Annotated in this window: 27 protein-coding genes; 5 read left to right on the forward strand and 22 right to left on the reverse strand. The window is 73.2% G+C overall.

Features of this window, described 5'->3' with window-relative positions:
• Positions 1-5: 5 nt before the first annotated feature.
• On the reverse strand, positions 6-620 hold the full coding sequence (locus tag AC3A5R_RS12430; protein WP_487621066.1) for a TlpA family protein disulfide reductase: 615 nt from the start codon (positions 618-620) through the stop codon (positions 6-8).
• The gene (locus tag AC3A5R_RS12435; RefSeq protein WP_487621067.1) at positions 620-1,300 is read right to left on the reverse strand and encodes a histidine phosphatase family protein; all 681 of its coding nucleotides are present in this window, start codon (positions 1,298-1,300) and stop codon (positions 620-622) included. The genes AC3A5R_RS12430 and AC3A5R_RS12435 overlap by 1 nt, the downstream gene beginning before the upstream one ends.
• A gap of 128 nt (positions 1,301-1,428) precedes the next feature.
• On the opposite strand from AC3A5R_RS12435, the gene AC3A5R_RS12440 reads away from it, so the two are divergent.
• On the forward strand, positions 1,429-2,046 hold the full coding sequence (locus AC3A5R_RS12440; protein WP_487621068.1) for a LysE family transporter: 618 nt from the start codon (positions 1,429-1,431) through the stop codon (positions 2,044-2,046).
• 95 nt (positions 2,047-2,141) lie between these two features.
• Here AC3A5R_RS12440 and AC3A5R_RS12445 read toward each other — a convergent pair whose 3' ends face one another.
• The 9 genes from AC3A5R_RS12445 to AC3A5R_RS12485 form a co-directional block, all read right to left on the reverse strand.
• Entirely contained in the window at positions 2,142-2,762 is a 621-nt protein-coding gene (locus tag AC3A5R_RS12445) for an antibiotic biosynthesis monooxygenase (RefSeq protein WP_487621069.1), read from the reverse strand.
• A gap of 134 nt (positions 2,763-2,896) precedes the next feature.
• Positions 2,897-4,231, reverse strand: a complete 1,335-nt coding sequence (gene hemL, locus AC3A5R_RS12450) for a glutamate-1-semialdehyde 2,1-aminomutase (RefSeq protein ID WP_487621070.1) — start codon at positions 4,229-4,231, stop codon at positions 2,897-2,899.
• Positions 4,232-4,265: 34 nt separating this feature from the next.
• Entirely contained in the window at positions 4,266-4,754 is a 489-nt protein-coding gene (locus AC3A5R_RS12455; RefSeq protein WP_487621071.1) for a MarR family winged helix-turn-helix transcriptional regulator, read from the reverse strand.
• A 32-nt stretch (positions 4,755-4,786) separates the two neighbouring features.
• The gene (gene hemB / locus AC3A5R_RS12460; protein WP_487621072.1) at positions 4,787-5,752 is read right to left on the reverse strand and encodes a porphobilinogen synthase; all 966 of its coding nucleotides are present in this window, start codon (positions 5,750-5,752) and stop codon (positions 4,787-4,789) included.
• 10 nt (positions 5,753-5,762) lie between these two features.
• Positions 5,763-7,412 carry a bifunctional uroporphyrinogen-III C-methyltransferase/uroporphyrinogen-III synthase gene (locus AC3A5R_RS12465; protein WP_487621073.1) on the reverse strand — a complete coding sequence of 550 codons (1,650 nt, stop codon included), beginning with the start codon at positions 7,410-7,412 and terminating at the stop codon, positions 5,763-5,765.
• Positions 7,409-8,455, reverse strand: a complete 1,047-nt coding sequence (gene hemC / locus AC3A5R_RS12470) for a hydroxymethylbilane synthase (RefSeq protein WP_487621074.1) — start codon at positions 8,453-8,455, stop codon at positions 7,409-7,411. The genes AC3A5R_RS12465 and hemC overlap by 4 nt, the downstream gene beginning before the upstream one ends.
• Entirely contained in the window at positions 8,452-9,834 is a 1,383-nt protein-coding gene (gene hemA, locus AC3A5R_RS12475) for a glutamyl-tRNA reductase (protein ID WP_487621075.1), read from the reverse strand. Before hemA ends, hemC begins: the two co-directional genes overlap by 4 nt.
• Positions 9,831-10,511, reverse strand: a complete 681-nt coding sequence (locus AC3A5R_RS12480; RefSeq protein ID WP_323097869.1) for a redox-sensing transcriptional repressor Rex — start codon at positions 10,509-10,511, stop codon at positions 9,831-9,833. The genes hemA and AC3A5R_RS12480 overlap by 4 nt, the downstream gene beginning before the upstream one ends.
• A 148-nt stretch (positions 10,512-10,659) precedes the next feature.
• Positions 10,660-10,956, reverse strand: a complete 297-nt coding sequence (locus tag AC3A5R_RS12485) for a glutaredoxin family protein (RefSeq protein WP_487621076.1) — start codon at positions 10,954-10,956, stop codon at positions 10,660-10,662.
• Positions 10,957-11,083: 127 nt separating this feature from the next.
• Here AC3A5R_RS12485 and AC3A5R_RS12490 point away from each other — a divergent pair, with 127 nt between their 5' ends.
• Both AC3A5R_RS12490 and AC3A5R_RS12495 read left to right on the forward strand, forming a co-directional pair.
• Complete coding sequence (locus AC3A5R_RS12490; RefSeq protein ID WP_487621077.1) at positions 11,084-11,926, forward strand: RNA polymerase sigma factor; 843 nt, start codon at positions 11,084-11,086, stop codon at positions 11,924-11,926.
• A 439-nt stretch (positions 11,927-12,365) separates the two neighbouring features.
• On the forward strand, positions 12,366-13,712 hold the full coding sequence (locus AC3A5R_RS12495) for a DUF5667 domain-containing protein (RefSeq protein ID WP_487621078.1): 1,347 nt from the start codon (positions 12,366-12,368) through the stop codon (positions 13,710-13,712).
• Between the two features lie 212 nt (positions 13,713-13,924).
• Here the strand turns inward: AC3A5R_RS12495 and AC3A5R_RS12500 are convergent, their stop codons facing one another.
• The 8 genes from AC3A5R_RS12500 to AC3A5R_RS12535 all read right to left on the reverse strand — a co-directional run bounded on the left by AC3A5R_RS12500 (position 13,925) and on the right by AC3A5R_RS12535 (position 21,825).
• The gene (locus AC3A5R_RS12500) at positions 13,925-15,991 is read right to left on the reverse strand and encodes a 1-acyl-sn-glycerol-3-phosphate acyltransferase (protein ID WP_487621079.1); all 2,067 of its coding nucleotides are present in this window, start codon (positions 15,989-15,991) and stop codon (positions 13,925-13,927) included.
• The gene (locus AC3A5R_RS12505) at positions 15,988-17,016 is read right to left on the reverse strand and encodes an NAD-dependent epimerase/dehydratase family protein (protein WP_487621080.1); all 1,029 of its coding nucleotides are present in this window, start codon (positions 17,014-17,016) and stop codon (positions 15,988-15,990) included. The genes AC3A5R_RS12500 and AC3A5R_RS12505 overlap by 4 nt, the downstream gene beginning before the upstream one ends.
• A gap of 296 nt (positions 17,017-17,312) precedes the next feature.
• A complete protein-coding gene (locus tag AC3A5R_RS12510; RefSeq protein ID WP_003792170.1) occupies positions 17,313-17,411 on the reverse strand; it encodes a 30S ribosomal protein bS22 in 99 nt (32 codons plus the stop codon).
• A 260-nt stretch (positions 17,412-17,671) separates the two neighbouring features.
• The gene (locus AC3A5R_RS12515; RefSeq protein ID WP_013491514.1) at positions 17,672-17,872 is read right to left on the reverse strand and encodes a helix-turn-helix domain-containing protein; all 201 of its coding nucleotides are present in this window, start codon (positions 17,870-17,872) and stop codon (positions 17,672-17,674) included.
• Positions 17,873-18,077: 205 nt separating this feature from the next.
• Complete coding sequence (aspS, locus tag AC3A5R_RS12520; protein ID WP_487621081.1) at positions 18,078-19,439, reverse strand: aspartate--tRNA(Asn) ligase; 1,362 nt, start codon at positions 19,437-19,439, stop codon at positions 18,078-18,080.
• A gap of 185 nt (positions 19,440-19,624) precedes the next feature.
• Positions 19,625-19,795 (reverse strand): hypothetical protein, encoded by a 171-nt coding sequence (locus AC3A5R_RS12525; RefSeq protein WP_487621082.1) that lies wholly within the window; start codon positions 19,793-19,795, stop codon positions 19,625-19,627.
• Positions 19,777-20,448 carry a hypothetical protein gene (locus tag AC3A5R_RS12530; RefSeq protein WP_487621083.1) on the reverse strand — a complete coding sequence of 224 codons (672 nt, stop codon included), beginning with the start codon at positions 20,446-20,448 and terminating at the stop codon, positions 19,777-19,779. Before AC3A5R_RS12530 ends, AC3A5R_RS12525 begins: the two co-directional genes overlap by 19 nt.
• 180 nt (positions 20,449-20,628) lie before the next feature.
• Positions 20,629-21,825 carry an acetoin utilization protein AcuC gene (locus tag AC3A5R_RS12535; protein ID WP_487621084.1) on the reverse strand — a complete coding sequence of 399 codons (1,197 nt, stop codon included), beginning with the start codon at positions 21,823-21,825 and terminating at the stop codon, positions 20,629-20,631.
• Positions 21,826-21,881: 56 nt separating this feature from the next.
• Here AC3A5R_RS12535 and AC3A5R_RS12540 point away from each other — a divergent pair, with 56 nt between their 5' ends.
• Together AC3A5R_RS12540 and AC3A5R_RS12545 are read left to right on the forward strand one after the other, a co-directional pair.
• Positions 21,882-22,550 (forward strand): potassium channel family protein, encoded by a 669-nt coding sequence (locus AC3A5R_RS12540; RefSeq protein ID WP_487621085.1) that lies wholly within the window; start codon positions 21,882-21,884, stop codon positions 22,548-22,550.
• On the forward strand, positions 22,547-22,951 hold the full coding sequence (locus tag AC3A5R_RS12545; RefSeq protein ID WP_487621086.1) for a YrdB family protein: 405 nt from the start codon (positions 22,547-22,549) through the stop codon (positions 22,949-22,951). Before AC3A5R_RS12540 ends, AC3A5R_RS12545 begins: the two co-directional genes overlap by 4 nt.
• Before the next feature lie 95 nt (positions 22,952-23,046).
• Here the strand turns inward: AC3A5R_RS12545 and AC3A5R_RS12550 are convergent, their stop codons facing one another.
• The 3 genes from AC3A5R_RS12550 to proC form a co-directional block, all read right to left on the reverse strand.
• On the reverse strand, positions 23,047-23,574 hold the full coding sequence (locus AC3A5R_RS12550) for a GNAT family N-acetyltransferase (RefSeq protein WP_487621087.1): 528 nt from the start codon (positions 23,572-23,574) through the stop codon (positions 23,047-23,049).
• Between the two features lie 146 nt (positions 23,575-23,720).
• Positions 23,721-24,212, reverse strand: coding sequence for a GNAT family N-acetyltransferase (locus AC3A5R_RS12555; RefSeq protein WP_487621088.1), 492 nt, complete (start codon positions 24,210-24,212; stop codon positions 23,721-23,723).
• A gap of 108 nt (positions 24,213-24,320) precedes the next feature.
• Complete coding sequence (proC, locus tag AC3A5R_RS12560; protein ID WP_487621089.1) at positions 24,321-25,127, reverse strand: pyrroline-5-carboxylate reductase; 807 nt, start codon at positions 25,125-25,127, stop codon at positions 24,321-24,323.
• Between the last annotated feature and the right edge of the window lie 4 nt (positions 25,128-25,131).

Genomic DNA, 25,131 nt, shown 5'->3' on the forward strand with positions numbered 1-25,131 from the left:
GAGCCTCAGCCCTGCTCGGCGAGGACGTCGTCGACGAGGCCCAGCAAGGTCGAGGTGGTGACGGGGCCCGACACGCGCGCGGCGATCCGCCCGTCGCCGTCGAGCACGAGCGTCGTCGGGGTCGCCGATGCCTTGCCCTGGAGGGCGAGCAGCGGCACCCCGCCGTCGTACGCGAGCGAGGGGTAGGTCACGCCCTTGGCCTTCTGGAAGGCGAGGCCGGTCTCGGGGCCCTCGAGCTTGTCCATGCCGATGAAGACGACGTCCTTGCGGTCGGCCTGGACCTTCTCCCACGCCTTCTGCAGCGCCGGCGTCTCCTCGATGCAGGGCGGGCACCACGAGCCCCAGACGTTGACGACGACGACCGCGCCGTCCTTGTCCTTGAGCGACCAGGCCTGGCCCTCGAGCGTCGTGCCGAGCAGCTCGACGGGCTCACCCCGCTGGCCGGGGGCCAGCTGCTCGATCGAGCCGTCGCCGGCGACGTAGCCCTTGCGGTCGCCCGAGCGGGCCTGGGACTCCACGGAGTTCGGGTCGGATGTGCAGGCCGCCGTGACGAGGGCGAGGCCCCCGGCGATGGCGACGGCGCCCCAGCGCAGCGCGGTGCGTCGGTCGAGCTCGGCCATCAGGCGCCCACGCTCCTGCTGGCCCCGGCGAGCAGCGCGAAGGCCGGCTCGGAGTAGGTGATCGAGACGAGCTCGTCGCCGATGTAGGTCAGCGATGTCAGCGAGGCCAGGGTGCAGACGCGCTTGCGCGGGTCGTGCCAGAGGCGCCGGCCCTCGAGCTTGTTGCGGACCGTCCACACCGGCAGCTGGTGCGAGACGACGACGGCCTCGTGGCCGCGGGCGGCCTCGCGTGCTGCGTCGACGGCGGCGAGCATGCGGGCGGCGATGAGCTCGTACGGCTCGCCCCACGACGGCTTGGTCGGGTTGGCGAGGACGTGCCAGTGCCGCGGGTGCAGGAGGTCCTTCTTGCTCGTGCGGCCGCCCTCGAAGTGGTTGGCCGACTCGATGAGGCGCGCGTCGGTCGCGATGTCGAGGCCGTGGCTGCTCGCGATCGGCGCCGCGGTCTCCTGGGCCCGCTCGAGCGGGGAGGCGACGACGTACGTGACGTCGTTGGTGGCCAGGTGCGCGGCGACGACGTCGGCCATCTCGCGGCCGAGGTCGCTGAGGTGGTAGCCCTCGAGGCGCCCGTAGAGCACACCGTCGGGGTTGTGGACCTCGCCGTGGCGCATGAGGTGCACGACGGTCGTGTCGGCGGTGGTGTCGACGGGTTCCCCGCTGCCTCCGGCCGTGCTGTGCGTCATGTGCCCCAGTGTCTCAAACGGTCCGCCAACGACCGAATCCGCGGTCGGCACCCGGGTTGCGCGCGGCGCCGGGAGACGATGGACGAGATGCCCGGCGCCACCCGGCGCGTGCGCTCTACACTCCCCGCGTGTCCCTCTCGGTCTGGCTCGCCCTCTGCGCGGCGGGCGTGCTCATCTCCCTGACGCCGGGCGCCGGCGCGGTCAACACGATGGCCAACTCGATCGGCTCGGGCTGGGCCCGCGCCATCTGGGGCATCCTCGGGCAGCAGGCGGCGCTGCTCGTGCACATCGCCGTCGTCGCCGCGGGGGTCGGCGTCGTCGTCGCCGGCTCGCCGGTGCTGTTCAGCGTCGTGCGCTACGCCGGCGCCGCCTATCTCGTGTTCCTCGGCGTCCGGCAGCTCCGGGCCCGCGGGAAGGCCGAGGACGCGGGTGAGGCCGTGCGTGAGTCGGGCTGGTCGATGTTCCGGCGCGGCCTGCTCGTCAACCTCACCAACCCGAAGGCCGTCGTGTTCTTTCTCGCCTTCACCCCGCAGTTCATCGATCCTGCACGGCCGCTCGTGCCGCAGTACGCGCTGCTCGCGGCGACCGTCGTCGTCATCGACGTCGTCGTCATGTGGTTCGTCTTCGCGCTCGCGGCGCGCGGGCTGCGGCGCCTCACGGCTCGCGAGTCGGGGCGGCGCACGCTCGGACGCGTCTTCGGCAGCCTGTTCGTCGGCGCCGGCGTCCTGCTCGCCACCGTCCACTGACGCGACCCCCGAACGCGAGAAAGTGCCCGCTCGACCGAAGGTGCGCCTGACCGTTCACGTGGTCGAGTGGGCACTTTCTCCTGATGGTCGGGGTGTCAGACGAGCTCGGGCACGTCGAGGTGCGCGAGGGCCAGCTCGAACTCGGCCACCTGGGTGATCCGCGTCCCCGTCTCCGTCATCACGTCGGCGCGCAGACCCATCGCGGCGTCGCGCGCTGCCACCATGGCCTCGGTCGAGTCGTAGGACGCCGTGAAGCACGCCCGCCCCGCGGCGCGGTCGACCATGAGGCTGGCGCTGCAGAAGCCGTCGATCGCCTCGAGCTTGGGCATGATCGTCGTCCTGACCATCTCGATCATGCGATCCATGACGGCCGAGTCGCCCTCGAGCCACGTGACGCGGGTGCACGCGCCATCGGCGGACCGGTGGTCGCGGTGCAGGTAGGCGACCTCCCACTCGTCCACGCTCGTCTCGCCGCCGAACATGCTCGCGGCGCGCTCGCGCAGAGGCATGACCGCATCGGCGGTCGCGCGCATCGCGGCCTCGTCGCGCCAGGCGGTCGTGACGATGCACCGTCCGCTCTCGCGGTCGGCGATGAGGGAGAGCCCGACGCAGCCGTCCATCGCTCTGACCTGCGGCATCACCGTGTCCTTGACGTGCGCGATGCCCGACTCGACCATGTCCGCTTGGCCCGTGACCGTCGTGGAACGTGCGTACACGGCCCACCTCCCTTGCCTCGAGGCAGCGCCCCGACGGCGCCGCCGTCGCCCTCCAGCGTCCTCCCCCGCCCGGCCGCGGACAAGGTCCCGAGGCCCCCGCGGTGCCGGCAGGGACGCCCGCGCGGGGGCCCGGGTCAGTCCGGCGTCGCGGCCGCGCGCGCCGCAGCGGGCAGCGCAGCGAGCACGTGGCCGACCGCCTCGTCGTCGTGGGCCGCCGAGACGAACCACGACTCGAAGGCGCTCGGCGGCAGGTGGACGCCCTGGCCGAGCATCGCGTGGAAGAACCGGCGGAACGCGTCGGTGTCCTGCGCCTTGGCGTCGTCGTAGCTGCTCACCGCGCCGTCGCGGAAGAAGACCGAGAACATCGACCCGGCCCACTGGACGGTGTGCGGCACCGACGCTGCGGACAGCTCGGCGCTCACGGCGTCGGCGATGGTGTGGGCCGCGACGCCGAGGCGCTCGTACACCGCCGGCGTGCAGCCGCGCAGCGTGGCGAGGCCGGCGGCCGAGGCGACGGGGTTACCCGACAGCGTCCCGGCCTGGTACACGGGGCCCTGCGGCGCCAGCAGCGCCATGACGTCGGCCCGCCCGCCGAAGGCCGCGGTCGGGAAGCCACCGCCCATCACCTTGCCGAACGTGTAGAGGTCGGCCGGACCCGACGGGTGCTCCTCGCAGCCGAAGTAGCCCGACGCCGAGGCCCGGAAGCCGGTCATCACCTCGTCGGACACGAGCAGCGCGCCGTGGGCCTTCGTGACGCGACGCAGCGCCTCGGTGAAGCCGGGGGCCGGCGGCACGACGCCCATGTTGCCGGGGGCGGCCTCGGTGATCACCGCCGCGATCTCCTCGCCGCGCTCGGCGAACGCCGCCTCGAGGGCCGCGACGTCGTTGTACGGCAGGACGATCGTCTCCCCGGCGCTCGAGCGGGGCACACCGGCGGAGTCGGGCAGCGCGAACGTCGCGACACCCGAGCCGGCCGAGGCGAGCAGCGCGTCGACGTGGCCGTGGTAGCAGCCCGCGAACTTCACGACGACGTCACGGCCGGTGAAGCCACGGGCCAGGCGGATCGCCGACATCGTCGCCTCGGTGCCGGAGTTGACGAGGCGCACCTGCTCGACCGGCTCCATCCGCCCGACGATCTCCTCGGCGAGGAGCACCTCGTTCTCCGAGGGAGTGCCGAACGAGAAGCCTTGCGCCGCAGCCTCGTTCACCGCACGCAGCACCTCAGGGTGTGCGTGGCCGAGGATCATCGGGCCCCACGAGCAGATGAGGTCCACGTACTTCTTGCCGTCGGCGTCGGTGAGCCACGCGCCCTGGCCGCTGCGCATGAAGCGTGGCGTGCCGCCGACGGCGCGGAACGCGCGGACCGGAGAGTTGACGCCGCCGGGGATGACGCGTCCGGCCCGCTCGAGGAGGGCCGCCGAGGCGGGGGCGTCGGTCGTGTCGGGGGCGGTCGTGGGCTGGGAGCTCATGCCCCCATTGTCGCAACCGCCGGGACGTGGCCGGTCAGCGGCCGCTCGCGCCCTCGGGGTCGAGGTGGTCGCGGACGATCGCCATGGCGTCGCCGATCGCCTGGAACTGCTCGCGGGTCATGATGTCGACGAGGTTGTCGCGCACGCTCTGCACGTGCACCCTCGAGATGTCCTGCACCGCCGCGAGACCCCCGGCGGTCAGCACGAGCTCGACGCCGCGCTTGTCCTCGAGGCACGACTCACGGGCGACCCAGCCGCGCTCCTCGAGGCGCTTGGCCGTGTGGGTGAGCCGGCTGCGTGACTGCACGACCATCGAGGCGAGCTCGCTCATCCGCAGCCGGTGCTGCGGGCTCTCGGAGAGCATCGAGATGATCTCGTACTCGCTCAGCGCGATGCCGGCGTCGCCGAGCGCCTCGTCGAGCGCCCGCTCGAGCAGGCGCGTGCCGCGCAGGACGGCACGCCACGACCGCTGCTCGCCGTCGTCGAGCCACCTCACGCCGTCGTCCCCTGAACCACCGGCCATGTGCACCTCCTGCGCCCCCTGATCGTAAGGCGTCAGGCGAGCCAGTCGGCCGCGTCGAGGGCGAAATACGTCAGGACGACCTGCGCGCCGGCGCGGCGGATCGAGGTCAGGGTCTCGAGGGCGGTGGCCCGCAGGTCGATCCAGCCGTTCGCGGCGGCCGCGTGGATCATCGAGTACTCGCCCGACACCTGGTAGGCCGCCACCGGCACGGAGGAGCGCTCCGCGGCGGCGGCGACGACGTCGAGGTAGCTCATGGCCGGTTTGACCATGACCATGTCGGCGCCCTCGGCGATGTCGAGGTCGATCTCGCGCAGCGACTCGACGATGTTCGCGGGGTCCTGCTGGTACGTGCGACGGTCGCCCTGCAGGCTCGACTGCACGGCCTCGCGGAACGGGCCGAAGAAGGCCGAGGCGTACTTCGCCGAGTAGGCGAGGATGACGGTGTCGGTGAGTCCCTCGGCGTCGAGCGCCTCGCGGATGACGGCGACCTGGCCGTCCATCATCCCGGAGGGGGCCACGACGTGGGCACCCGCCCGCGCCTGTGCCACGGCCATCTCGGCGTACAGCTCGTTGGTCGCGTCGTTGTCGACGCGGCCCTGCTCGTCGAGCACGCCGCAGTGACCGTGGTCGGTGAACTCGTCGAGGCACGTGTCGGCCATGACCACGAGGTCGTCGCCCACCGCGTCGCGCACGGCGCGGAGCGCGAGGTTGAGGATGCCGTCGGGGGCGATGCCGCCGGACCCGGTGGCGTCCTTGGTCTCCGGGACGCCGAAGAGCATGATCCCGCCGACGCCGGCGGCCACGCAGCGCCGCGCCACGTCGACGACGCTCTCCAGGGTGTGCTGCTGGACGCCCGGCATGCTGTCGATCGGGCGGGGCTCGCGCAGGCCCTCGGCGACGAACACGGGCAGCACGAGGTCACGCGGGTGCACCCGGGTCTCGGCCACGAGGGACCGCAGCACCGGGTTCTGCCGCAGTCGACGGGGACGTTCGATCACCCGGTGCTCCTCAGCGGGCGCGGCGGCGCGAGGCCGGACGCTTGTCGCTCGGGCGCTGCACCGGCTGGCTGGCCTCGCGGGCCGCGACCTGCAGGCCGACGCCGTGCCCGGCCAGGGCGTCGACGAGCGCGAGGGCCGAGGCCTCCTGCGCGAGGACGTCGACGCGCAGGCCGTGCTCCTGGGCCGTCTTGGCCGTGGCCGGCCCGATGCAGGCGACGACCGTTGCGGCGTGGGGCTTTCCGGCGATGCCGACCAGGTTGCGCACCGTCGAGCTCGACGTGAAGAGCACCGCGTCGTAGTCGCCGCCCTTGATGGCGTCGCGGATCGACGCGGCCGGCGGCGCCGCGCGCACCGTGCGGTAGGCGGTGACGTCGTCGACCTCCCAGCCCATGTCGCGCAGGCCGGCGACGAGGGTCTCGGTGGCGATGTCGGCGCGCGGCAGCAGGACGCGGTTGATCGGGTCGAGCACCTCGTCGAACTCGGGCCACTCCTCGAGCAGGCCGGCGGCGGACTGCTCGCCGGAGGGGACGAGGTCGGGGTTGATGCCCCACTCGCGCAGCGCCTCGGCGGTGACGCCACCGACGGCGGCGACCTTGAGGCCGGCGAAGGCGCGCGCGTCGAGGCCGAACTCCTCGAACCGCTCACGGACCGCACGCACGGCGTTGACCGACGTGAAGCCGATCCACTCGTAGCGTCCGGTGACGAGGCCCTTGACGGCCTTCTCCATCTGCTGCGGCGTGCGCGGCGGCTCGACGGAGATCGTCGGGACGACGTCGGCCGTGGCGCCGTAGCCGGCGAGACGGTCGACCATCGGGCCGGCCTGGGCCTGGGTGCGCGGCACGAGGACCTTCCAGCCGAAGAGCGGCTTGGTCTCGAACCACGCGAACTCCTCGCGCAGGTCGACGTTCGGGGAGACGACGGCGAGCGAGACCTCGAGCGGCTCCTTGCCGGAGAAGAGGCGGTCGACGGCCTCGAGCGAGGACGTGACCGACGTCTGGCGGACCGTCGTCGGGTTGGTCGTCAGGGCCACGAGCGACTCGCCGGGACGGCCCGCCGCGAGCAGCGCGGCCAGCGCCTTGCGGATCGTCTCGGTGTTGCCGAGCAGGACGAGGGTGTCGGCGTCGGCCGCGTACGGCGCGAGGTCGAGCCCGGCGTGCTCGGTGGCGAGGACGTGGACGGCCCCGGTGGCCTTGGAGGTGAGCGGCACACCGGCGTACGTCGGGCCGGCCGTGACGGCAGAGACTCCCGGCACGACGTCGAAGGTCAGCCCGGCCTTGCGGCAGGCGCGGACCTCCTCGGCGAGGCCGTTGAAGGTGGCGGGGTCGCCGTCCATGAGCCGCACGACGAGGCCGGACGGGCCGACCGCCTTGGCGGCCTTGACGACGAGCTTGGCGCGGACCGCGTGGGTCAGCTCCTGGCCCTGCTCGCCGTGGCCGGCGTCGATGACCTCGACGTCGGGACGCGCGTGGGCCAGGACGACGTCCTCGCGGGCGACGCGGTCGAGCACGACGGCGTCGGCGGCCGCGAGCAGGTCACGGGCGCGCAGCGTCAGCAGGCCCGGGTCACCCGGCCCGGACCCGACGAAGGCGACGCGGGCGGGAGAGGTGGAGAGCGTGGGGGTCGACGCCGTCTGCTCCGACGGCTGGCGAGACTGGGTCACGAAACTTGCTCCGGTCGGTGTGAGGCGTGCGGTGAGTCGGTGTCGTACGTGTCGTCCCGAGGACTGTCGTACGGGTCGTGCGGTGGAACGGTGTCCGGGGTGGCGCCGACCGGAGCAGGTGCCCCGACCGGGGTGCCCGTGATCTCGGCGGCGCCGTCCTCGAGGCAGACGTGCGCGAGGCGGCGCCCGAGATCTTCGGGCTCGTCGTACCCGCCGACGAGCGAGCGACGCAGCTCGACGGCGCCGTCCTCCGTGCCGACGAAGGCACGCAGCGACAGCACCGGGCCGTCGTCGTCCTCGACGACCTCGGCCAGCGCCCCGACGGGTGCGGTGCAGCCGGCCTCGAGGGTGCGCAGCAGCGACCGCTCGGCGAGGACGCAGGCACGGGTGTCGCGGTCGTCGAGCGGGGTGACCGCGGCGAGCACGTCGGAACGGTCGGACCGGCACTCCACGGCGAGGGCACCCTGCCCCGGCGCCGGGAGCACCTGGATCGGGTCGAGCACCTCGGTGGCCTCGTCGAGCCGGCCGAGGCGGGCCAGGCCCGCCCGCGCGAGGACGACGGCGTCGAGCGTGCCCGACGTGACGAGGCCGATGCGGGTGTCGACGTTGCCGCGGATCGGGCGGATCTCGATGCCGAGACCGAGCGCGGCGAGCTGGGCGGTGCGACGCGGTGACCCGGTGCCGACGACCGACCCGGCCGGCAGCTCGCCGAGGGTCAGGCCGTCGCGGGCCACGAGGGCGTCGCGGCTGTCCTCGCGCTCCGGGACCGCCGCGACGACGAGGCCGGGCTCGGGCGTCGTCGGGAGGTCCTTGAGCGAGTGGACGGCGACATCGATGCGACCGTCGAGCAGGGCCTTGCGGATCGCGGCCGCGAAGACGCCGGTGCCACCGATCGCGGTGAGCAGCTCGCCGGACGTGTCGCCCTCAGTCGTGATCTCGACGAGCTCGACGTCGTGGCCGAGGGCGCGGAGTCGGCCGGCGACCCAGGCGGACTGGGTGGTGGCGAGGGCGGAGCGGCGGGTGCCGAGGCGCAGCGTGGTCATGCGCCACCTCCCCGCTTCGGAGGGGTCGACACGTTGGCGACGTCCTTGGGCTCGAGGTCGAACAGCTCGCGCAGGGCTGCGGCGTAGTCGTCGCCGCTGCCCTCCATCGCGAACTCCTTGACGCGTCGGGTCGGGGTGTGGAGCAGCTTCTCGACGATGCGGTGCACGGCGAGGCCGATCTCGGCCCGGGTGCCCTCGTCGAGGCCGGGCAGGCGCTGGTCGAGCCGCTCCATCTCGCCCGCGACGAGCTCGGCGGCCCGGGATCGCAGCGCGGCGACGGTCGGCGCGACGGTCTTCTCGACGCGTCGGGTCAGGTAGTCGGCGACCTCGCCCGTGACGAGCTCGCGGACGCGGACGACCTGGGTGGTGTCGGCGCGGCCCTCGAGGAGCCGGCCGAGGTGCTGGAGGTCGAGCAGTGCGACCGAGTCGACCGGCGTCGACCACGTGTCGGAGGGCTCGACGTCGCGCGGGAGGGCGAGGTCGACGACGACCTGCGGTCGGCCGTCGCGGCGCGCGGCAGCCGTCGCGAGGTCGGCCCCGGTGACGACGTGCCCGACGGCGCCGGTGCACGTGATGACGAGGTCGGCCTCGGCGAGGACGTCGGACAGCTCGGACCACGGCCGGGCCGTGCCCTGGGTGGCGGCCGCGAGGCGCTCGGCGCGCTCGGGCGTGCGGTTGACGACGGTCAGCTCGCCGATGCCGCCCCGTCGCGTGGTGGCCGCGGCGAGGCCGCTCATGGCCCCGGCACCGACGACGGCGGCGCTGCGGCCGTCGAGGGGACCGAGCACCTGGGCGGCCTGCTCGAGCGCGATCTGCACGAGCGAGACGCTGTGCCGGTCGATGTCGGTCTCGGAGTGGGCCCGCTTGCCGACCCGGAGGGCCTGCTGGAACAGGGAGTTCAGCGACTCGCCGGCCTGGCCTCGCTGCTGGGCGCCGGAGAGCGCGTCGCGCATCTGGCCGAGCACCTGTGCCTCGCCGACCGCCATCGAGTCGAGGCCGCACGCCACCGTGAAGGTGTGGGCGACGGCGGCGTCGTCGAAGCGCACGTAGAGGTGGTCGGCCAGCGACTCGGCCCGGGCGGCCAGGGCCTCGGCGGGGTCGGTCGGCGCCGCGTGCGAGCTGGTGACGACCTCGCCCTGCTCGATGCCCGCGGCGAGCGCGAGCGCCTCGCCGATGGCGGCGACGGCCGGGTGGAAGGCGGCGACCTCGGCGTACACCTCGAGCCGGTTGCACGTCGAGAGCACGACGGCCTCCGACGCGGTGGCCGAGCCGAGCACCGAGCCGGCGATGGCCTCGGCACGGTCGGGGCGCTCGGACAGTGCCTCGAGCACCGTCAGGGGCGCCGTGTGGTGGGACAGGCCGATGACGAGCAGGCTCACCGCGCCACCGCCGATCGCAGCTCGCCGGCCGCGAGCGCCTTGCGCTGCGCGTGGAAGGCGAGGATCTGCAGCTCGGTGGAGAGGTCGACGCGTCGCACGTCGACGCCCGCGGGGACGGAGAGGACCGCCGGGGCGAAGTTGAGGATCGAGGAGATGCCGGTGCCCACGAGCGCGTCGCACACGGCCTGCGCGGCCGGGGCCGGCGTCGCGATGACCCCGATCGCGATGGGGTCGACGGCGTGGTGGGCGGCGATCTCGGACAGCGGCCGGATGCGGACGCCGACGACGAGCTCGTCGGCGAGCGCCGGGTCGTCGTCGTAGAGCCCGACGATGCGGAAGCCCTTGGTGACGAAGCCGGAGTAGGACGCGAGCGCGTGGCCCAGGTTGCCCATCCCGACGATGGCCACGGGCCAGTCCTGCGTCAGGCCGAGGGCCCGGGAGATCTCGAGGGCCAGGGTCTCGACGTCGTAGCCGACGCCGCGCACCCCGTAGGAGCCGAGGTGGCTCAGATCCTTGCGCAGCTGGGCCGAACGCACGCCGACCTCGGCCGCGAGCTCTTCGGACGACACCGACAGCACGCCGTCCTCGGCCAGGCGGGACAGCGTCCGCAGGTACTCAGGAAGCCGCGCGACGGTTGCGTCGGGGATCTCTCGACGCAGAACAGGGTCGGCGGACACGCTTGCTCACCGGCTCCTCTCGCAGAGGCGTTCGAGGCGAACGCGGAGCACGTAAGGACCTGTTCAGGCTAGACGTTTGTGAAGCCATGCACAAAGTTGACGTGACGGGCCTATCAGACGTAGAGACGCCCCCGGGCACCGGTCCCTCTCACCCGTCGGCGAGGGCGCGTCGCAGGCGCGCCTCGTCCACCCGCCAGAAGTCGTGCCGGCGACCGTCGACGAACGTCACCGGGATCTGCTCGCCGTACCGCCGCACGAGGTCCGGGTCCTCGTCGACGGACCTCTCCTGCCACGTCACGCCGAGGTCGGCCGAGACCCGTTCGACGACGTCCCGGGCCTCGTCGCACAGGTGGCAGCCCTCGCGCCCGAGCAGCACGACGCGGGGCGGCGCAGCGGTGCCACCGGCGTCGGTCGTGCTGGTGCCGGAACCGTCGCTCGTGCTCATGGACCCACTGTAGGTCGCGGCACGCGGCGCTCCCACGGGGACGACGGAGGCTACCGATCGGTAGCAGATCGGTCACATCGGGCGAACGCACTGTGATCCGCGCCGATGTTGGGCCAGACTGTGACGGATGCGTGCAAGGAGGACGCCGGCCCGCCGGCTGCTACGGGGTGCCGCGCCGGGGTTCGTCCCGGCCGCGGCGCTGTCCTCCCCTGCCCTCGCGACGGGCGCCCCCGGGGCGGCCTCGCTCGGCGCCGGCTCGCTCGGCCCGGGCCTGCCGTCGTGGCGCTCGGCGCTCGACGCCATCTGGGCGGCTCTCGAGGACGGCGCCACCGGGCGCTTCTCCCTCGGCGGACAGGGCGGTGCCGGCGCACCGGCGGGCCGGGGCGGCCGCGGCACCCGCACCCTCGAGCGTGACGTCGCCGAGCAGGCCCGCATCACGGCGCTCGTCGAGCTGGCCCAGGGCGGTGACCGCGAGGCCTTCGCGCAGCTCTACGACGCCTACGTCGACACCGTCTTCCGCTACGTCCTCGTGCGTGTGGCGAGCCGGCAGCTGGCTGAGGACCTCACGTCCGAGACGTTCCTACGGGCGATGCGCCGCATCGACACCTTCACCTGGCAGGGCCGCGACATCGCCGCGTGGTTCGTCACCATCGCGCGCAACCTCATCGCCGACCACGTGAAGTCTGCGCGGTTCCGCTTCGAGGTCACCACCGCCGACATGCGCGACGCCGACGAGCGCGTCGACGCCCCCGACACCGAGGTCCTCGCCCGGCTGCGCGACGAGCGCCTCGTCGAGGCCATCCGCGGCCTCGGCTCGGACCAGGCCGAGTGCATCACCCTGCGCTTCCTGCAGGGTCTCAGCCTCGCCGACACCGCCAAGGTCCTCGGCAAGTCGGAGGGTGCGGTCAAGCAGCTGCAGCTGCGGGCCACCCGGGCCCTGCGCAAGACCCTCGAGGGGGTCGAGCTGTGAACCCCGTAACGCCTGTGGCACCTGCGTCGTTCTCACGACAGCGGGACGGGTCGTGTGGGGCCGCACCGCAGCCCCTCGCGCTTCCCGGCGCTCCGGGGCGCGTGACCGCGATTCCGACTCCGACGACACCGAGGGCAGGGCACGACACGACGCACCACCCGCACCCCGCAGCCACCGCGCACCGCCGCGCACCCCTGACGCCGACGCTGCAGCGCCCCGTCCGCCATGCCTTCGTGGTGGCGCCATCGATGCCGGCTGCCGCGTCGGTCCCCGGCAGGGCACAGACGCGCGCCGGTCGGGGCTGTCCGCCGGCCACGCACCGCACCTGACGCACGACCCGAACGCACCACCGCGACCGCGCCACTGACCGACACCGACCGACACTGACCTACACCGACCGACATAGACCGCACGACCCGAGCACCGAAGGAGGAGAGAGATGGACCTCGGCCCCACGTCCGACGCCGACCTCCTCCAGCGTGCCCTCGAGGGCGAGCGCGTCACCGAGCCGGGCATCCTCGAGCTCGTCGCGGTCGTCCACGCCGTCACCGCGGTCGACCAGGCGGGTCTGGCCCCGCGCCGCGAGTTCGTCGCCGACCTGCGGGCCCGGCTCCTCGAGGACGACGGCGGCATCGCCGCCCCCGTCGTCCCCCTGGGTGGCCCGTCCGACGGCTCCCCGACCCAGCCGCTGGCGCCGACGAGCGCCCCCAGCGCGGACGGCCCCGAGTCCCTCAGCGACGCGTCCGGCGTCGACACCGAGCCCGACGGCTCGGGCGACGGCGGCGGTTCGAGTGGCGGCACGGTGTCGGTGCTGCGCGTCGCCGCACGCCCGCTGCGCTACGTCGCTGCGGCCGCCGCGGCCCTGCTCGTCGTCGGCGGCGCCCTCGGCTGGGCATCGCGCTCGGCGCTGCCGGGCGACGCGCTCTACGGCGTGAAGCAGGTGCTCGACCGGGCGGCCGTGCAGCTGTCCGGGTCGCGGTTCGACCAGGGCCTGACCTACCTCGCGCAGGCCGAGCAGCACATCGGCGAGGCCCGCGACCTCGTCGACCGCGGCGCCCCGGCTGCCGGTGACGTCGAGACAGCGCTCGACCTCGCCTCCGACTCCACCACCCGCGCCCAGACCCTCCTGATCGAGGCGTACCACAGCGACAACCGCACCGACGCGCTCACCGAGCTCGCCGACTTCTACGCCCGGGCCCTCCCGCAGGTCGACGCGCTGCGTGACCAGGTGCCCGCCGCGGCGCTCCCGTCGTGGCAGCGCCTGCACGATCTGCTGACCCAGAACCGCGTCGCCGTGCTGCGCGAGCTCGCCGCCTGCTCGGCCTGTGGCGACCGCGCCACCCAGGCCCGCCAGCTGCTGTCGGCGGTCGTCACGCCCGCGTCGTCCTCGTCCGGGGCCTCCTCGCTCCCCCAGCCGTCGGCCGGTCGCCCGACCACGCCCGCGTCGCCACGTGCCACCGTCCCGCGACAACCCGGCGGCACGGTGACCGTGCCAGGGGTCGGCGGAGTCCCCCTTCCCGGCCTCGGCGTCACCGGCGGCGTGACCCTGCCCGGCAGCACCATCCAGCTGCCGGGCGTCGGCGTGTCATCGTCCTCGGTCGGCGTCGGCGGTGGCGGCGTCAGCCTGCCGGGCGCCACGGTGCACCTGCCGAGCGTCAGCCTGACCTCTGGCGGCGGTGGTGTCGGAGGAGGAACCGTGTCGGTCACCGGCTTGCCTCCCATCACGCTCCCGGGTGTCACCGTGCCGCAGCTGCCGCTGGCGACCTCGCTCCCGAAGCTGCCCTGACCCACTGAGGCCCTGCCCCTGGGCCCGGGTGCGCTCCCGGGTCTGCCTCCCGGGCGCGCTTCCGTGGGTCGAGTGACCGGATCGAACCGGCTGAACGCTTCCATGGGGCCGTTTCGGCCCGTCGATCCGGTCACTCGACCCGTCGCGGCAGACCGAGGGGGCCGGACGCGGGGTCTGGCGGACGCGAGGGTGGGCTGACGCGTCGGGCGGGGTCAGAGGAAGACGGACTTGCGCTGCATGAGCAGGCTGTAGAGCGTCTGCTGGATCGTCTCGCGCACCTGGTCGGTGAGGTCGAAGACGAGCATCGGGTCGTCGGCCGCGTCGGGACCGAACGACGTCGTGTCGATGGGCGGCCCGAACTCGATGAGCCACTTGCTCGGCAGCGGGATCATGCCGAGCGGGCCGAGCAGCGGGAACGTCGGCGTGATCGGTGCGTAGGGCAGGCCGAGCAGCCGCGCGACGGCAGGCATGTTGCCGAGGATCGGGTAGATCTCCTCTGCCCCGACGATCGACACCGGCACGATCGGCACCCCGGCCCGCAGCGCGGCCGACACGAAGCCGCCGCGGCCGAAGCGCTGGAGCTTGTACCGTTCGCTGAACGGCTTGCCGACGCCCTTGAACCCCTCGGGCCACACGCCGACGAGCTCGCCGCCACGCAGCAGCCGCTCGGCGTCGGTGTTGGCCGCGAGCGTCGAGCCGGACCGGCGAGCCATCGTGCCGATGAACGGCAGCTGGAAGACGAGGTCGGCCCCGAGCATGCGCAGGTGCCGGTGCTGCGGGTGCTCGTCGTAGACGGCAACCTGGGTCATGAGCGAGTCCATCGCCACGGTGCCGGAGTGGTTGCCGACGACGAGCGCGCCGCTCTCGGCCGGGATGTTCTCGATGCCGCGCACCTCGACCCGGAACCACGACCGGTAGAACGGGCGCAGCAGCGGCAGGTGGATGTGGACGGTGTAGTCCTCGTCGAAGCCGAACTCGTCGACGGTGTAGTCGCCGGTGAGACGGCGCCGGAGGTACGCGAGGGTCTCGGCGACCTGCCGCTCGACGTCCTCGGCGGGCAGCCCGGCCGACGTCGCCGCCGCGCGGAAGACGTTGACGGCGAGCTCGACGAGCTCTGCCGGCCCGGGGCGTGACTCGCTGCTGAACTCGGCGGCCTCGAGGACGGCGCCGACGAGACGCTCCGCCTTGGACTGCAGCCCGGTGAGGCCGAGGGCGCTGGCGAGGTCGGCCCCCTCGGCGGCGACGCCGCCGGCCTCCGGCTCCTCGATCGGCGGCACGGCCCGCAGCCGGGCACGCTCGCGCACCTCCTCGACCGAGGGCGACGCGGGCGTCGACGCCGGGGGCAGCGGCACCCGGCGCGGCGGACGCGTCCGGACGGGGGGCGCCCTCGGTGGCTCGACCGAGGGTGCGTCGTCGCGACCAGACGTGCCTGGCGTGCCGGACGTGTCGGCGGCGGCTCCACGGGCGCGCTCGCCCGGGCCTGGCTCGTCGCTGGGAACCGCCGTCGGGTGCGCGGCCCGGGAGGCCGACTCGGTGCGGCTGGCACGGATGGCCGCGCGACTCGGCCGGGACCTCGGTGTGGTGGGGGCCGCAGGGGCGTCGACGCCGGCCCGGGGGGCGGACGCGGTGGGCGTGGATGCGTCGGTCGGCTCGAGGAGGTCCTCGGCGGTCGGCGTCACCGGCTCGGCGGGGTCGACGGGCTCGACGGGCTCGACGGGCTCGACGGGCTCGACGGGCTCGACGTGATCGACGGGTGCGGTCTGGTCCGGGCCGCCCTGCTCGACGCGGCGGCGCCGGGCGGCGCTCAGCTCGACGGTGTCGGCGGACAGGAGCGGCGTGCCGGACCGGCGCAGTCGCTCCCCCGACGCCCGCGCGGCCCCGGCGGCGAAGGCGCCCCTGCTCGGCCTCGTCGCGGCCGCCACGGCCTTCCTGGCAGGTGCCGCGGTCGTCGGCGACCGGCCTTCCTGCGGCTCCGTCGCCGCACCGCTCCGTGCGTCGGTCCGCTTCTTCGGTGTGGTCTTCTTCGCAGACTGCTTGGTCGTCGACCTCTTCGACACGGCCTTGTCCGCCGGCGCCTTCTTCTTCGGCGTCGCCTTCTTCTTCGGGGTCGCCTTCTTCGGGGCCGGGTCCTTCGCGGCAGGGGTCTTCGCGGCCGGGCGAGCCACGGATGCACCGTCGGTCGCGTCGGTCGCGCCGCTGACGTCGGTCGTGTTGGCGTCGGTCGCGTTGGCGTCGGTCGGACCGGTCGGGGCGTCCGGTTCCTGGCGGGCGGGGCTCACGGCTGGATCCTGTCGAAGACGCGGGCGATGGCGGCGGCCGTGCCTCCGGCGGCGTCGGTGACGGCGTCGGACACGCCGTCGACACCCGGAACGGCCGGCCGCAGGTGGTGGGCGTAGTGCTCGAAGGCCGAACGCGTCGTGTACTGCGGCTCGAACCCGAGGACCTCACGCATCCGGTGGGTGTCGAGGCCGCGGCCGAAGGCGAGGAAGGTCAGCTGGTCGCGCGAGAAGTCGGCCAGGCCGCTGCGGCGCACGACGCTGCCGAAGATCCCCGCGGCGGCGAGCGGCACGGGCAGGATCGGGCGGCGCGCGATGGCGGTGCACTGGGTGACGGTGAGGAAGCCATCGGCAGCGACGTTGACGATGCCGACGGCCGGGCCGGTGGTCGCGAGGATCATGGCGGCCGTCGCGTCGTCCTCGTGGAGGAACTGGAAGCGCGCGTCGAAGCCGAGCGGCACCGGCACGACCGGCAGGGCGAAGTAGTCGGTGAGCGCGGTGTGGATGCTCGGGCCGACGACGTTGGCCAGACGCAGCATCGTGATCTCGACGTCGGGGCGGCGCCGGGAGAAGCCGCGCACATAGCCCTCGACCTCGACGGAGTCCTTGCCGAAGCCGGTGCGCGGCATCGTCTTGGGGCTCATGTCCTCGCTGAACATCGCGGGGTCGCGCGGCGACGAGCCGTACACGGCCGCGGACGACTTGACGACGAGGCGGCTCACCGACTCCGACTTCTGGCACGCGGCGAGCAGCTGCATCGTGCCGATGACGTTGATCTCCTTCTGCGTCATCCGCCCGCCGGTGTCCTTGGGGGTGGCGATGACGTTCATGTGCACGACGGTGTCGACCTTCGCCTGCGCCATGATCCGCCCGATCATCGGGTTTCGGATGTCGGCCCGGACGAACTCGGCGCGGCCGATCGAGTGCCGCGGTGGCACGACATCGACGCCGAGGATGCGTTCGATGGCCGGATCGGCGGACAGGCGCCGCGCGTAGAGGCCGCCGAGGTACCGGGAGACTCCGGTCACCAGAACGACCTTGGCCATCGGCTCCTCCAGTCCTCGGGTTCGGCGGTCAGCAGGGGGTGCGACGGTCGGGCCCGGGCGCCGGAGCGCCGGCTCCCTCGTCCTTGGAAAGCCTACCCAGCACTCCCCCGTCCGTGCCGCGCGACGCGGTGTGGGTCTCGTCGCACAGGCGCGCGCTGCGAGCCCGTCGCCCACCGACATCCGCCCCCGGAGACGCGAACGACCCCCAGCCGAGGTCGGGCGAGGGTCGACGGTGTCGCGGGCCGGGCCCGCGACGGATGACTCCGGAAGGAGTCAGGTCACTTCTTGTTGCGACGCTGGTGACGCGTCTTGCGCAGCAGCTTGCGATGCTTCTTCTTCGCCATCCGCTTGCGGCGCTTCTTGATGACAGAGCCCATGGTTGTCCTTGTCGTGCGACTGGATTGCTGACGAACGTGCCGACCTGCGTCGACACACCGTCAAAGGCAGTGCAGTCGATGTGTCACGAGCCGAACAGGCTTCACAGCCTAGCGTGTGCGCGGCGTCGAACCCAAAAGCAGTGGCCCATGACCTCGCCCGACCCGGGCGCGAGCCCCACGCCGGACCCCTGCCGGGACGACAAGAGGGCGGTCCGGGCGGTGTGGCCCGGACCGCCCTCTGGTGCGGTGTGACGCTGATGTCACGCGGTGTCGATGTACGACGTCTGCAGGTACTTGTGCACCGCATCCTCCGGAACCCGGAAGGAGCGGCCGACCCGTACGGCGGGGAGCTCCCCGCCGTGGACGAGCCGGTAGACCGTCATCTTGGACACGCGCATGATCGAGGCGACCTCGGCGACGGTCAGGAACCGCACCTCGGCGAGCTGGCGCTCATTCGACATGTGATACCCCGATCTTCTGTTGGGTGCATCCGCGCGTCGCCGGCTTCCCCTCCGGCGAAACTGCACGCAGGTGCAAGAAGCAACACTAGGGGCAGATGTGACTGGAGGGGAAGTGGACGAGGAAATCCGGCCGGGAAAGGCAAGGAGGCGCGCCGAGGGACTCCGGTGATTCCGGAGCCCGGCCGCTGTGTCGGAGGACGCCTGCCTAGGGCTCGAGACGGTGCAGGTCGCGCGGGAACAGCGTCACCTCGCGGACGTTCTCGGCCCCGGTCAGGCGCGCGACCCAGCGCTCCAGGCCGATCGCGAAACCGCCGTGCGGAGGCATCCCGTGCGCGAACGCGTCGAGGTAGCCGGCGAGGAGCGACCGGTCGGTGCCGGTGCGCGCGAGCGCCGCCGCGTAGTCCGAGGGTCGGTGCAGCCGCTGCCCGCCGGTCGTCAGCTCGAGGCCGCGGAAGAGCAGGTCGAAGCTGTTGCTCCAGCGCTCGTCGCCGGGCTGCGGGTGGGTGTAGAACGGCCGCTTGGCCATCGGGTAGCCCTCCACGGCAAGGAAGTCCGAACCGTGCTCGGCCAGCGCCCACTCCCCCAAGGCACGCTCGTGCGCAGGGCTGAGGTCGGGCTCGTCCGGGTCCGCACCGACGAGGGCCAGCGCGTGGCTGAAGTGGACCACCGGGATCTGTTCCGGCACGACGGGCAGCTCGATGCCGAGCGTGGACACGGCGTCGGACGCGTCCTCCCGGACCGCCTCGACCATCCCGGCCACGGCCTGACGCAGCACCCCGAGCACGTCGCGGTGGTCGCGGACGAAGCCGAGCTCGGCGTCGAGCGAGGTGTACTGCGCGAGGTGGCGCACCGTGTCGTGCGGCTCGGCCCGGAAGACCGGGCCCACCTCGAAGACCCGCTCGAACACGCCCACGAGAATCTGCTTGTACAGCTGCGGGCTCTGCGCCAGGTAGGCCGTGCGCCCGAAGTAGTCGACGGTGAAGACGTTGGCCCCGGACTCCGTGGCGGTGCCGACGAGCTTCGGTGTGGCGATCTCGGTGAACTCGAGTCCGCCCAGCGCAGAACGGAACCCGCGCATCGATGCCGAGGCGATGGCCCACGCGGCGCGGTGGCGCGGGTGCCGCAGTGTCACGGCCGCGTGGTCCAGCAGCGTCGGCAGCCCGGCCCCGAACGTCGGGCGCCACAGCTCGACGGGGGGCGCCTCGGCGGGCTCGGTCAGGGCCTCCAGGACCGGCTCGACGAGTTCGGCGCCGCCGGGTGCCGATGGGTTGAGACTGACGCGTCCGGTGACGCGCACCGTCGTCTCCTCGGGTACCGACGCGAGGGCTGCGAGGGCTTCGGGCTCACGCACGACGACCTGGGCCAGGCCCGAGCGGTCGCGCACGACGAGGAAGCTGACGCTGGCGAGGACGCGACGCCGGTGCACCCAGCCCATGAGAACCGCTGCGCCGCCGTCGCCGACGGTGGCGAGGTCGCGCGCGAGGACGCGGGCCGGGCCGGCAGCGCCGGCAGGTCCTTCAGGGGTGGGTGTCACGTGCGTCGTGACGGTCGCTGGGGTCGGTTGCATTCCGTTCACCTCCGGTGGGTTCGTGCCCCGGAGGTGTGGGCGATGGGGAATGTCGCTGTGCCACCACACCTTCGCCACCGCGGAAGTGCGGTGGCCTCTTGTCGTGCTCGGCTCAGGATCGTCAGGCCCGTCGTCGCCGTGCCGGAAAGGGTACGACGACGATGCGCCGGGTGGCCAGCCGGTTTTCAGCGCTGGGGCGCCGGCGCCGCGATGAGGACGCTTGCGGCTGTGGCGATCCGGGCCCGCTCCTCGTCGCTGAGGTCGAGCCGCGTGAGTCCCTGGTCGAGCAGGACCGGGTCCGCCCCGTCGGCCACCGCCGCGAGCAGACGCCCGTCGGTCAGCCGGTAGGGAGCCACTCCTTGTCGGTGATGAGGCTCGTGTGCTTCGGCCCGCTGCCGTCCGGCGCGGTGAACCGGTACGCCTTGCCGCGCAGGAACACCTCCTGGACGCCGACGACCGGCACCGGCACGAAGCGGAGCGGCTGCTCGGTCGCATAGCGGGCACGGGCGCGGCGCGACCGACGGAAGTGGCGCAGCGGCACCACAGCGCACCCGAGGAAGAGCAGCAGGAGCCCGACGGCGGTGAGGATCCGGTTCGGCAGCTTCTCGAGGGCGACCGACGCCGTGGCGTTCGCAGGATCGTCGGCAGCCACGACGACGTCGGTGGTGTAGTCGTGCCTGCTGAAGTCGACCCAGAAGTAGTCACGGGCGACCACGTGGGTCTGGTCGTCGACGACGTAGGTCAGCGTCACCGAACAGTCCGCGAGCGCGAACTTCTTGACGTGGCAGGAGCCGTCGACGTCGGCATCGGTGACGGTGACGGGGTTGGCCCTGATCGCCAGGTCGGGCGCGATCGTCGACCACAGCCAGCCCGTGCACCCCACGGCGAGGGCCACGAAGAACCCGACGAGCACCAGCTGCGCCGTCGGCGGGGTGGTCCCGGTACGGATCGCACGGATCGGACGGTCCGGGAAGGACGCGGGGCTCATGGAGGAGTCGTCGTCGGACACCCGCGCGATCGTAGGGCAAGCCGAGAGCCGCGGCGCTGCGAGCCAAGGGGCCAACAACAGGCCGCGGCGCCGGCGTCGCCTGGACGAAGTGGAGCGAGCGAGGAACGAGCGAGCGGAGCGGAGGAAGGCGACGCCTGGCGGGCGCCGCGGCACGCGCCGGGCGAAGCAGGCGCCAAAGGTTCAGTCGAAGTGGATGTCGAGACCGTGGTGCGGGAAGACGGCCGACCTCGTCGCCATGACCGCGCGGTCGACCTCGCTGGCCGGGTCGTAGCCCATCTCCCAGGACCGCCACCACAGCGGGCCGTCCTCGGCGGTGAGGTCGCCCATCCGTCGCGGGCCGGGCCGGCCGAACACCCGCTCGACGTGGTCGCGCCAGTCCTGCGGCACCTCGACTGAGGTCTTGATCGGGGCGTGCGCGGCGATCGCCGTCAGGTGCGTCCACGTGCGCGGCACGACGTCGACGACCTCGTACCCGCCGCCGCCGAGCGCCACCCAGCGGCCGTCGCACACGTCGTGCGCGAGGCGGTGGAACGCGTCGGCCGCGGCGCGCTGGGCGTCGACCGTGACGGCGAAGTGCGCGAGGGGGTCCTCGGCGTGCGTGTCGCAGCCGTGCTGGGTGACGAGGACGTCGGGCTTGAAGGACCGCACGACCGCCGGGACGACGGCGTGGATGGCGCGCAGCCAGCCGGCGTCGGTGAGACCGGGTGGCAGCGCCACGTTGACCGCGGTGCCCTCGGCGCCCTTGCCGCCGATGTCGCTCGGCCAGCCGGTGCCGGGGAAGAGCGCCCGGCCGGACTCGTGCACGGAGATCGTCAGCACCCGCGGGTCGTCCCAGAAGATCCGCTCGACGCCGTCGCCGTGATGTACGTCGACGTCGACGTAGGCAACGCGCTCGGCGCCGTGGTCGAGCAGCCACCGGATGCCGACGGCGATGTCGTTGTACACGCAGAAGCCACTGGCGGCGCCGGGCATCGCGTGGTGCAGGCCGCCTGTGAAGTTCACGGCGTGCTCGGTGCTGCCCTCCCAGACGGCCCGGGCGCTGTCGACGGTGCCGGACACGACGCGGGCGCTCGCCTCGTGCATGCCGCGGAAGGCGGGGTCGTCGTCGGTGCCGAGGCCGTAGGACCCGTCGGCCGACGCAGGGTCCTCGGACGCCGCCTTCACGGCTGCGACGTAGTCGGCCTCGTGCACCGTCTCGATGAGGGCGTCCGGCGCTGGGTCGGCACCGATGACCTCGACGCCCGGCGCGTCGAGCACCCCGAGGGCGTCGCAGAGGCGCGCCGTGAGGTCGAGGCGGACGGGCGCCATGGGGTGGGTCGGCCCGAAGTCGTACCGCGTGAACGAGGAGTCCCAGACGACCCGAGCCTGACTTGGCATGATTGAGACGCTATCGCGTCCGAGGAGGCGCGAGCCCCGCGAAAGAGGTATCTCACATGGCCCGCAACCGCCTGTTCGACGACGACGTCATCGTCATCGGACTCGGACGCTTCGGCTCCGCCGTCGCCCTCGAGCTGACGCGTCTCGGCCACCGGGTCATCGCCGTCGAGCGCGACAACGGCATCGCCGAGTCCTACGTCAACAAGGTGGCCAAGGTCGTGCACGCCGACATGGCGCACTCCTCGGCCCTTGAGATGATCCGCGACGCCAGCCCGAAGATCGCCATCGTCGGCATCGGCTCCTCGGTCGAGTCCTCGGTGCTCGCGGCCGCCAACCTCGTCGACGCCGGGGTGCCCTCCATCTGGGCCAAGGCGCTCTCCCCCGAGCACAAGCGGATCCTCAGCCGCATCGGGGTGCACCACGTCATCTCGCCCGAGGCCGACTCGGGCCGACGCGTCGCGCACCTCGTCAACGGCAAGATGCTCGACTACATCGAGTTCGACGACGGGTTCGCCATCGTGAAGCTCAAGCCGCCGAGCGAGACCATCGGTTTCACGCTCGAGCAGAGCCAGGTGCGCCGCAAGTACGGGGTGACGATCGTCGGGGTCAAGGCTCCGGGCGAGGACTTCACGTACGCGGTACCGCAGACGAAGATCTCGGCGCACCACATGCTCATCGTCAGCGGCCCTACCGAGCTCATCGAGCGCTTCGCCGCGCGCCCGTGAGCACCCGTCGCGTCGACCAGGCGTCGAACGACAGGTCGTCGGCACCCGCGACGCCGACCGGTCCGTGGCTGCTCGTCGGCGCCGGACGGTTCGCCTCCGAGCTGGGGATGCTCGTGGCCCTCGGGGTGGGCGGCTGGACGTCGGGCGCGACGGGTGGGGCGGCGCTCGGCGTGGTCCTCGCGGTCGCGCTCCCGGTGCTGGCCGCCGCGGTGTGGGGCCGGTGGGTGGCCCCGCGGGCGGCGCACCGACTCGAGGACCCGGCCCGGCTGGGCGTCGAGCTCGTGCTGTTCGCGGCGGCCGCGGTCGGCCTGGTGCGCGCCGGTCACCCCGGCTGGGCGCTGGCCCTCGCGCTCCTGTGGGCGGCGACCGCCCCGTTCGGGCGTCGGCCGACGCCGTCCTGACCCCACGTCGTCATCCGCGCACGACGGCCGCCCCGGTTCGGCGGCGCGTTCGACGACGCGTTCGACGACGGCTCGGACGGGCGCGGACGACGGGCTCAGAGGTGCAGCGCGGGGCTGCGGTCGGCGCCGAGCGGAAGGACCATGGCGATCTCCTCCTCGCCGTCCTCCTCGCTGACGACACCCATCGGGCGGCGGTAGTCGGTGGGGCGGAAGCCCATGCCGCTCGCGAAGGCGACGGCGCGGCCGTTCTCGGTGCCGACCCAGTAGACGAGATGGGTCTGACCGCGCTCGGTGGCGAGGCGGGCACCCTCCTTGACGAGCGTCGTGGCGACGCCGGAACCACGGGCCTCGGGGTGCACCCAGAGGCCGAACAGCTCTCCGGCAGAGGCCTCCTCGGACTTCGCGGTACCGACGCTGACGACGCCGACCGCGCCCCCGTCGCGCTCGGCGACGAGGCGGGCCGATCGTCGCATGCGCTCGCGCCAGAGATCCTCGCCGTAGGCCTCCTCCTCGCCGATCGAGGCCGCGAACGCCTCGGGCGACTCGCGCAGGGCGGCGAGCCGGACCGATCGGTAGTCCTGCCAGTCGTCCTCGCCCAGGGGGCGCACGGTGATCTCCGTCATGGAGCAACCTTCGCACGAAGCCCCGACGGCGCGCACCCGCGGGGGCGTGAACATTTGCCCCGCGGGTCAGCACGGGCTCACCGACGCGTCTGCAGACGGCGACCCGCCGGCGGCCACCCGAGTCAGCCCGGCGTGGGCGACCCGTGTCAGGAGTCCGTGAGCCGGGCGACCATCTCGATCTCGTGCAGCTCCCCGCGGCGCGGGTGCGGGTGCGTCGCACCGGTGGCCACGAAGCCGCACCGCTCGTAGAGCGCCTGCGCAGCCGGGTTGTTGCTCGTCACCTCGAGGACCACCTCGGACTTGCCGCGCCGTCGGGCCTCGTCGAGAACGGCCTGCACGAGTGCTTCGCCCACACCGCGTCCTCGGGCACGCGCCGCGACGTACATGCCGAAAAGGGTTGCGACGGTGGCTCTCTCGGGCTCCCAGTGCGAACCGAGGCCAGCGCTGCCGAGCACCCCCGACGCGTCCCGGGCCTGCACGAGCCACGCACCCTCGATCCGCTCGCGCCAGTCGGCCTCGTCGTAGACGGCCTCGTCGGCGTGGGTGAACCAGAAGGCGTCGGGCGCGGCGACCAGCATCTCGAGGCGGATCTCGCGGTGGCTCTCCCAGTCGTCGGGGCCGACGGTGTGCAGGTGCATCGCGGGGTGGCCTGCACCTCGGCCGTCCGTTCCGCCCGTTCCGCTCCTTGCGTCCGGTGCGTCCGGTGCGCCCGGTCCGCTCGTGCCGTCCATGCAACCAGCGTCCTCTCAGCCCTGGCCGGAGGCCAGCTCCTTGCTGCGGGCCGCCGCGGCCTCCATCGCCGTGACGAACGCGGCGCGCACCTTGTGGTCGTCGAGCTGGCGCAGCGCCGCGACCGTCGTGCCACCGGGCGAGCTGACCTGCTCGCGAAGCACCGTCGGGTGCTCGCGGGTCTCCTTGAGCATCGTCGCGGCGCCGTACAGCGTCTGGACGACGAGCTCGGTCGAGGTGGCCCGGGGCAGGCCGAGCACGACGCCTGCCTCGATCATCGCCTCGACGACGTAGAAGATGTACGCCGGGCCCGACCCGGAGATCGCGGTGACGGCGTCGAGGTGCTTCTCGGCGAGCCGCACGACCTTGCCGCACGAGGACAGCAGCGCCTCGGCCTCGGCCAGGTGGTCGTCGGTGCAGTGGCTGCCCGGCGCGATGCCGGCCATCCCCTCGTCGACGAGCGCCGGCGTGTTCGGCATGACGCGCACGACCGACGTCCCCTCGGGCAGGCGCGACTCGAGGTACTCGGTCGTGATGCCGGCCGCGAGCGACACGACGACGTTGCCGGGCGCCACGTGGTCGTGGATCTCGTCCAGCAGCCCTGCCATGTCCTGGGGCTTGACGCAGAGCACCAGGGTGTCCGCAGCGTCGGCGGCGTCGGCGTTCGAGAGCGCCCGGACGCCGTAGCGCCCCGCGAGCGCGTCGACCTTCTCCGGCGTGCGGCCGGTGACGACGAGGTCGGCGGCCGGGCGGCCCGAGCGGATGAGCCCGGACACGAGCGTCTCGCCCATGACACCGGCTCCGAAGATCGCGGTCGTCGTCATCGTG

The sequence above is a fragment of the Intrasporangium sp. Soil_C_50 genome, from assembly GCF_057656595.1.

Excerpts from the sequence above, each read along its gene's own strand:
- hemC (WP_487621074.1), bottom strand. The coding sequence starts at position 8,455 with ATGACCACGCTGCGCCTCGGCACCCGCCGCTCCGCCCTCGCCACCACC.
- AC3A5R_RS12490 (WP_487621077.1), top strand. The coding sequence starts at position 11,084 with ATGCGTGCAAGGAGGACGCCGGCCCGCCGGCTGCTACGGGGTGCCGCG.
- AC3A5R_RS12535 (WP_487621084.1), bottom strand. The coding sequence starts at position 21,825 with ATGCCAAGTCAGGCTCGGGTCGTCTGGGACTCCTCGTTCACGCGGTAC.
- AC3A5R_RS12430 (WP_487621066.1), bottom strand. The coding sequence starts at position 620 with ATGGCCGAGCTCGACCGACGCACCGCGCTGCGCTGGGGCGCCGTCGCC.
- aspS (WP_487621081.1), bottom strand. The coding sequence starts at position 19,439 with ATGCAACCGACCCCAGCGACCGTCACGACGCACGTGACACCCACCCCT.
- AC3A5R_RS12510 (WP_003792170.1), bottom strand. The coding sequence starts at position 17,411 with ATGGGCTCTGTCATCAAGAAGCGCCGCAAGCGGATGGCGAAGAAGAAG.
- AC3A5R_RS12540 (WP_487621085.1), top strand. The coding sequence starts at position 21,882 with ATGGCCCGCAACCGCCTGTTCGACGACGACGTCATCGTCATCGGACTC.
- AC3A5R_RS12515 (WP_013491514.1), bottom strand. The coding sequence starts at position 17,872 with ATGTCGAATGAGCGCCAGCTCGCCGAGGTGCGGTTCCTGACCGTCGCC.
- AC3A5R_RS12555 (WP_487621088.1), bottom strand. The coding sequence starts at position 24,212 with ATGCACCTGCACACCGTCGGCCCCGACGACTGGGAGAGCCACCGCGAG.
- proC (WP_487621089.1), bottom strand. The coding sequence starts at position 25,127 with ATGACGACGACCGCGATCTTCGGAGCCGGTGTCATGGGCGAGACGCTC.
- hemL (WP_487621070.1), bottom strand. The coding sequence starts at position 4,231 with ATGAGCTCCCAGCCCACGACCGCCCCCGACACGACCGACGCCCCCGCC.
- AC3A5R_RS12455 (WP_487621071.1), bottom strand. The coding sequence starts at position 4,754 with ATGGCCGGTGGTTCAGGGGACGACGGCGTGAGGTGGCTCGACGACGGC.
- AC3A5R_RS12550 (WP_487621087.1), bottom strand. The coding sequence starts at position 23,574 with ATGACGGAGATCACCGTGCGCCCCCTGGGCGAGGACGACTGGCAGGAC.
- AC3A5R_RS12495 (WP_487621078.1), top strand. The coding sequence starts at position 12,366 with ATGGACCTCGGCCCCACGTCCGACGCCGACCTCCTCCAGCGTGCCCTC.
- AC3A5R_RS12485 (WP_487621076.1), bottom strand. The coding sequence starts at position 10,956 with ATGAGCACGAGCGACGGTTCCGGCACCAGCACGACCGACGCCGGTGGC.
- AC3A5R_RS12435 (WP_487621067.1), bottom strand. The coding sequence starts at position 1,300 with ATGACGCACAGCACGGCCGGAGGCAGCGGGGAACCCGTCGACACCACC.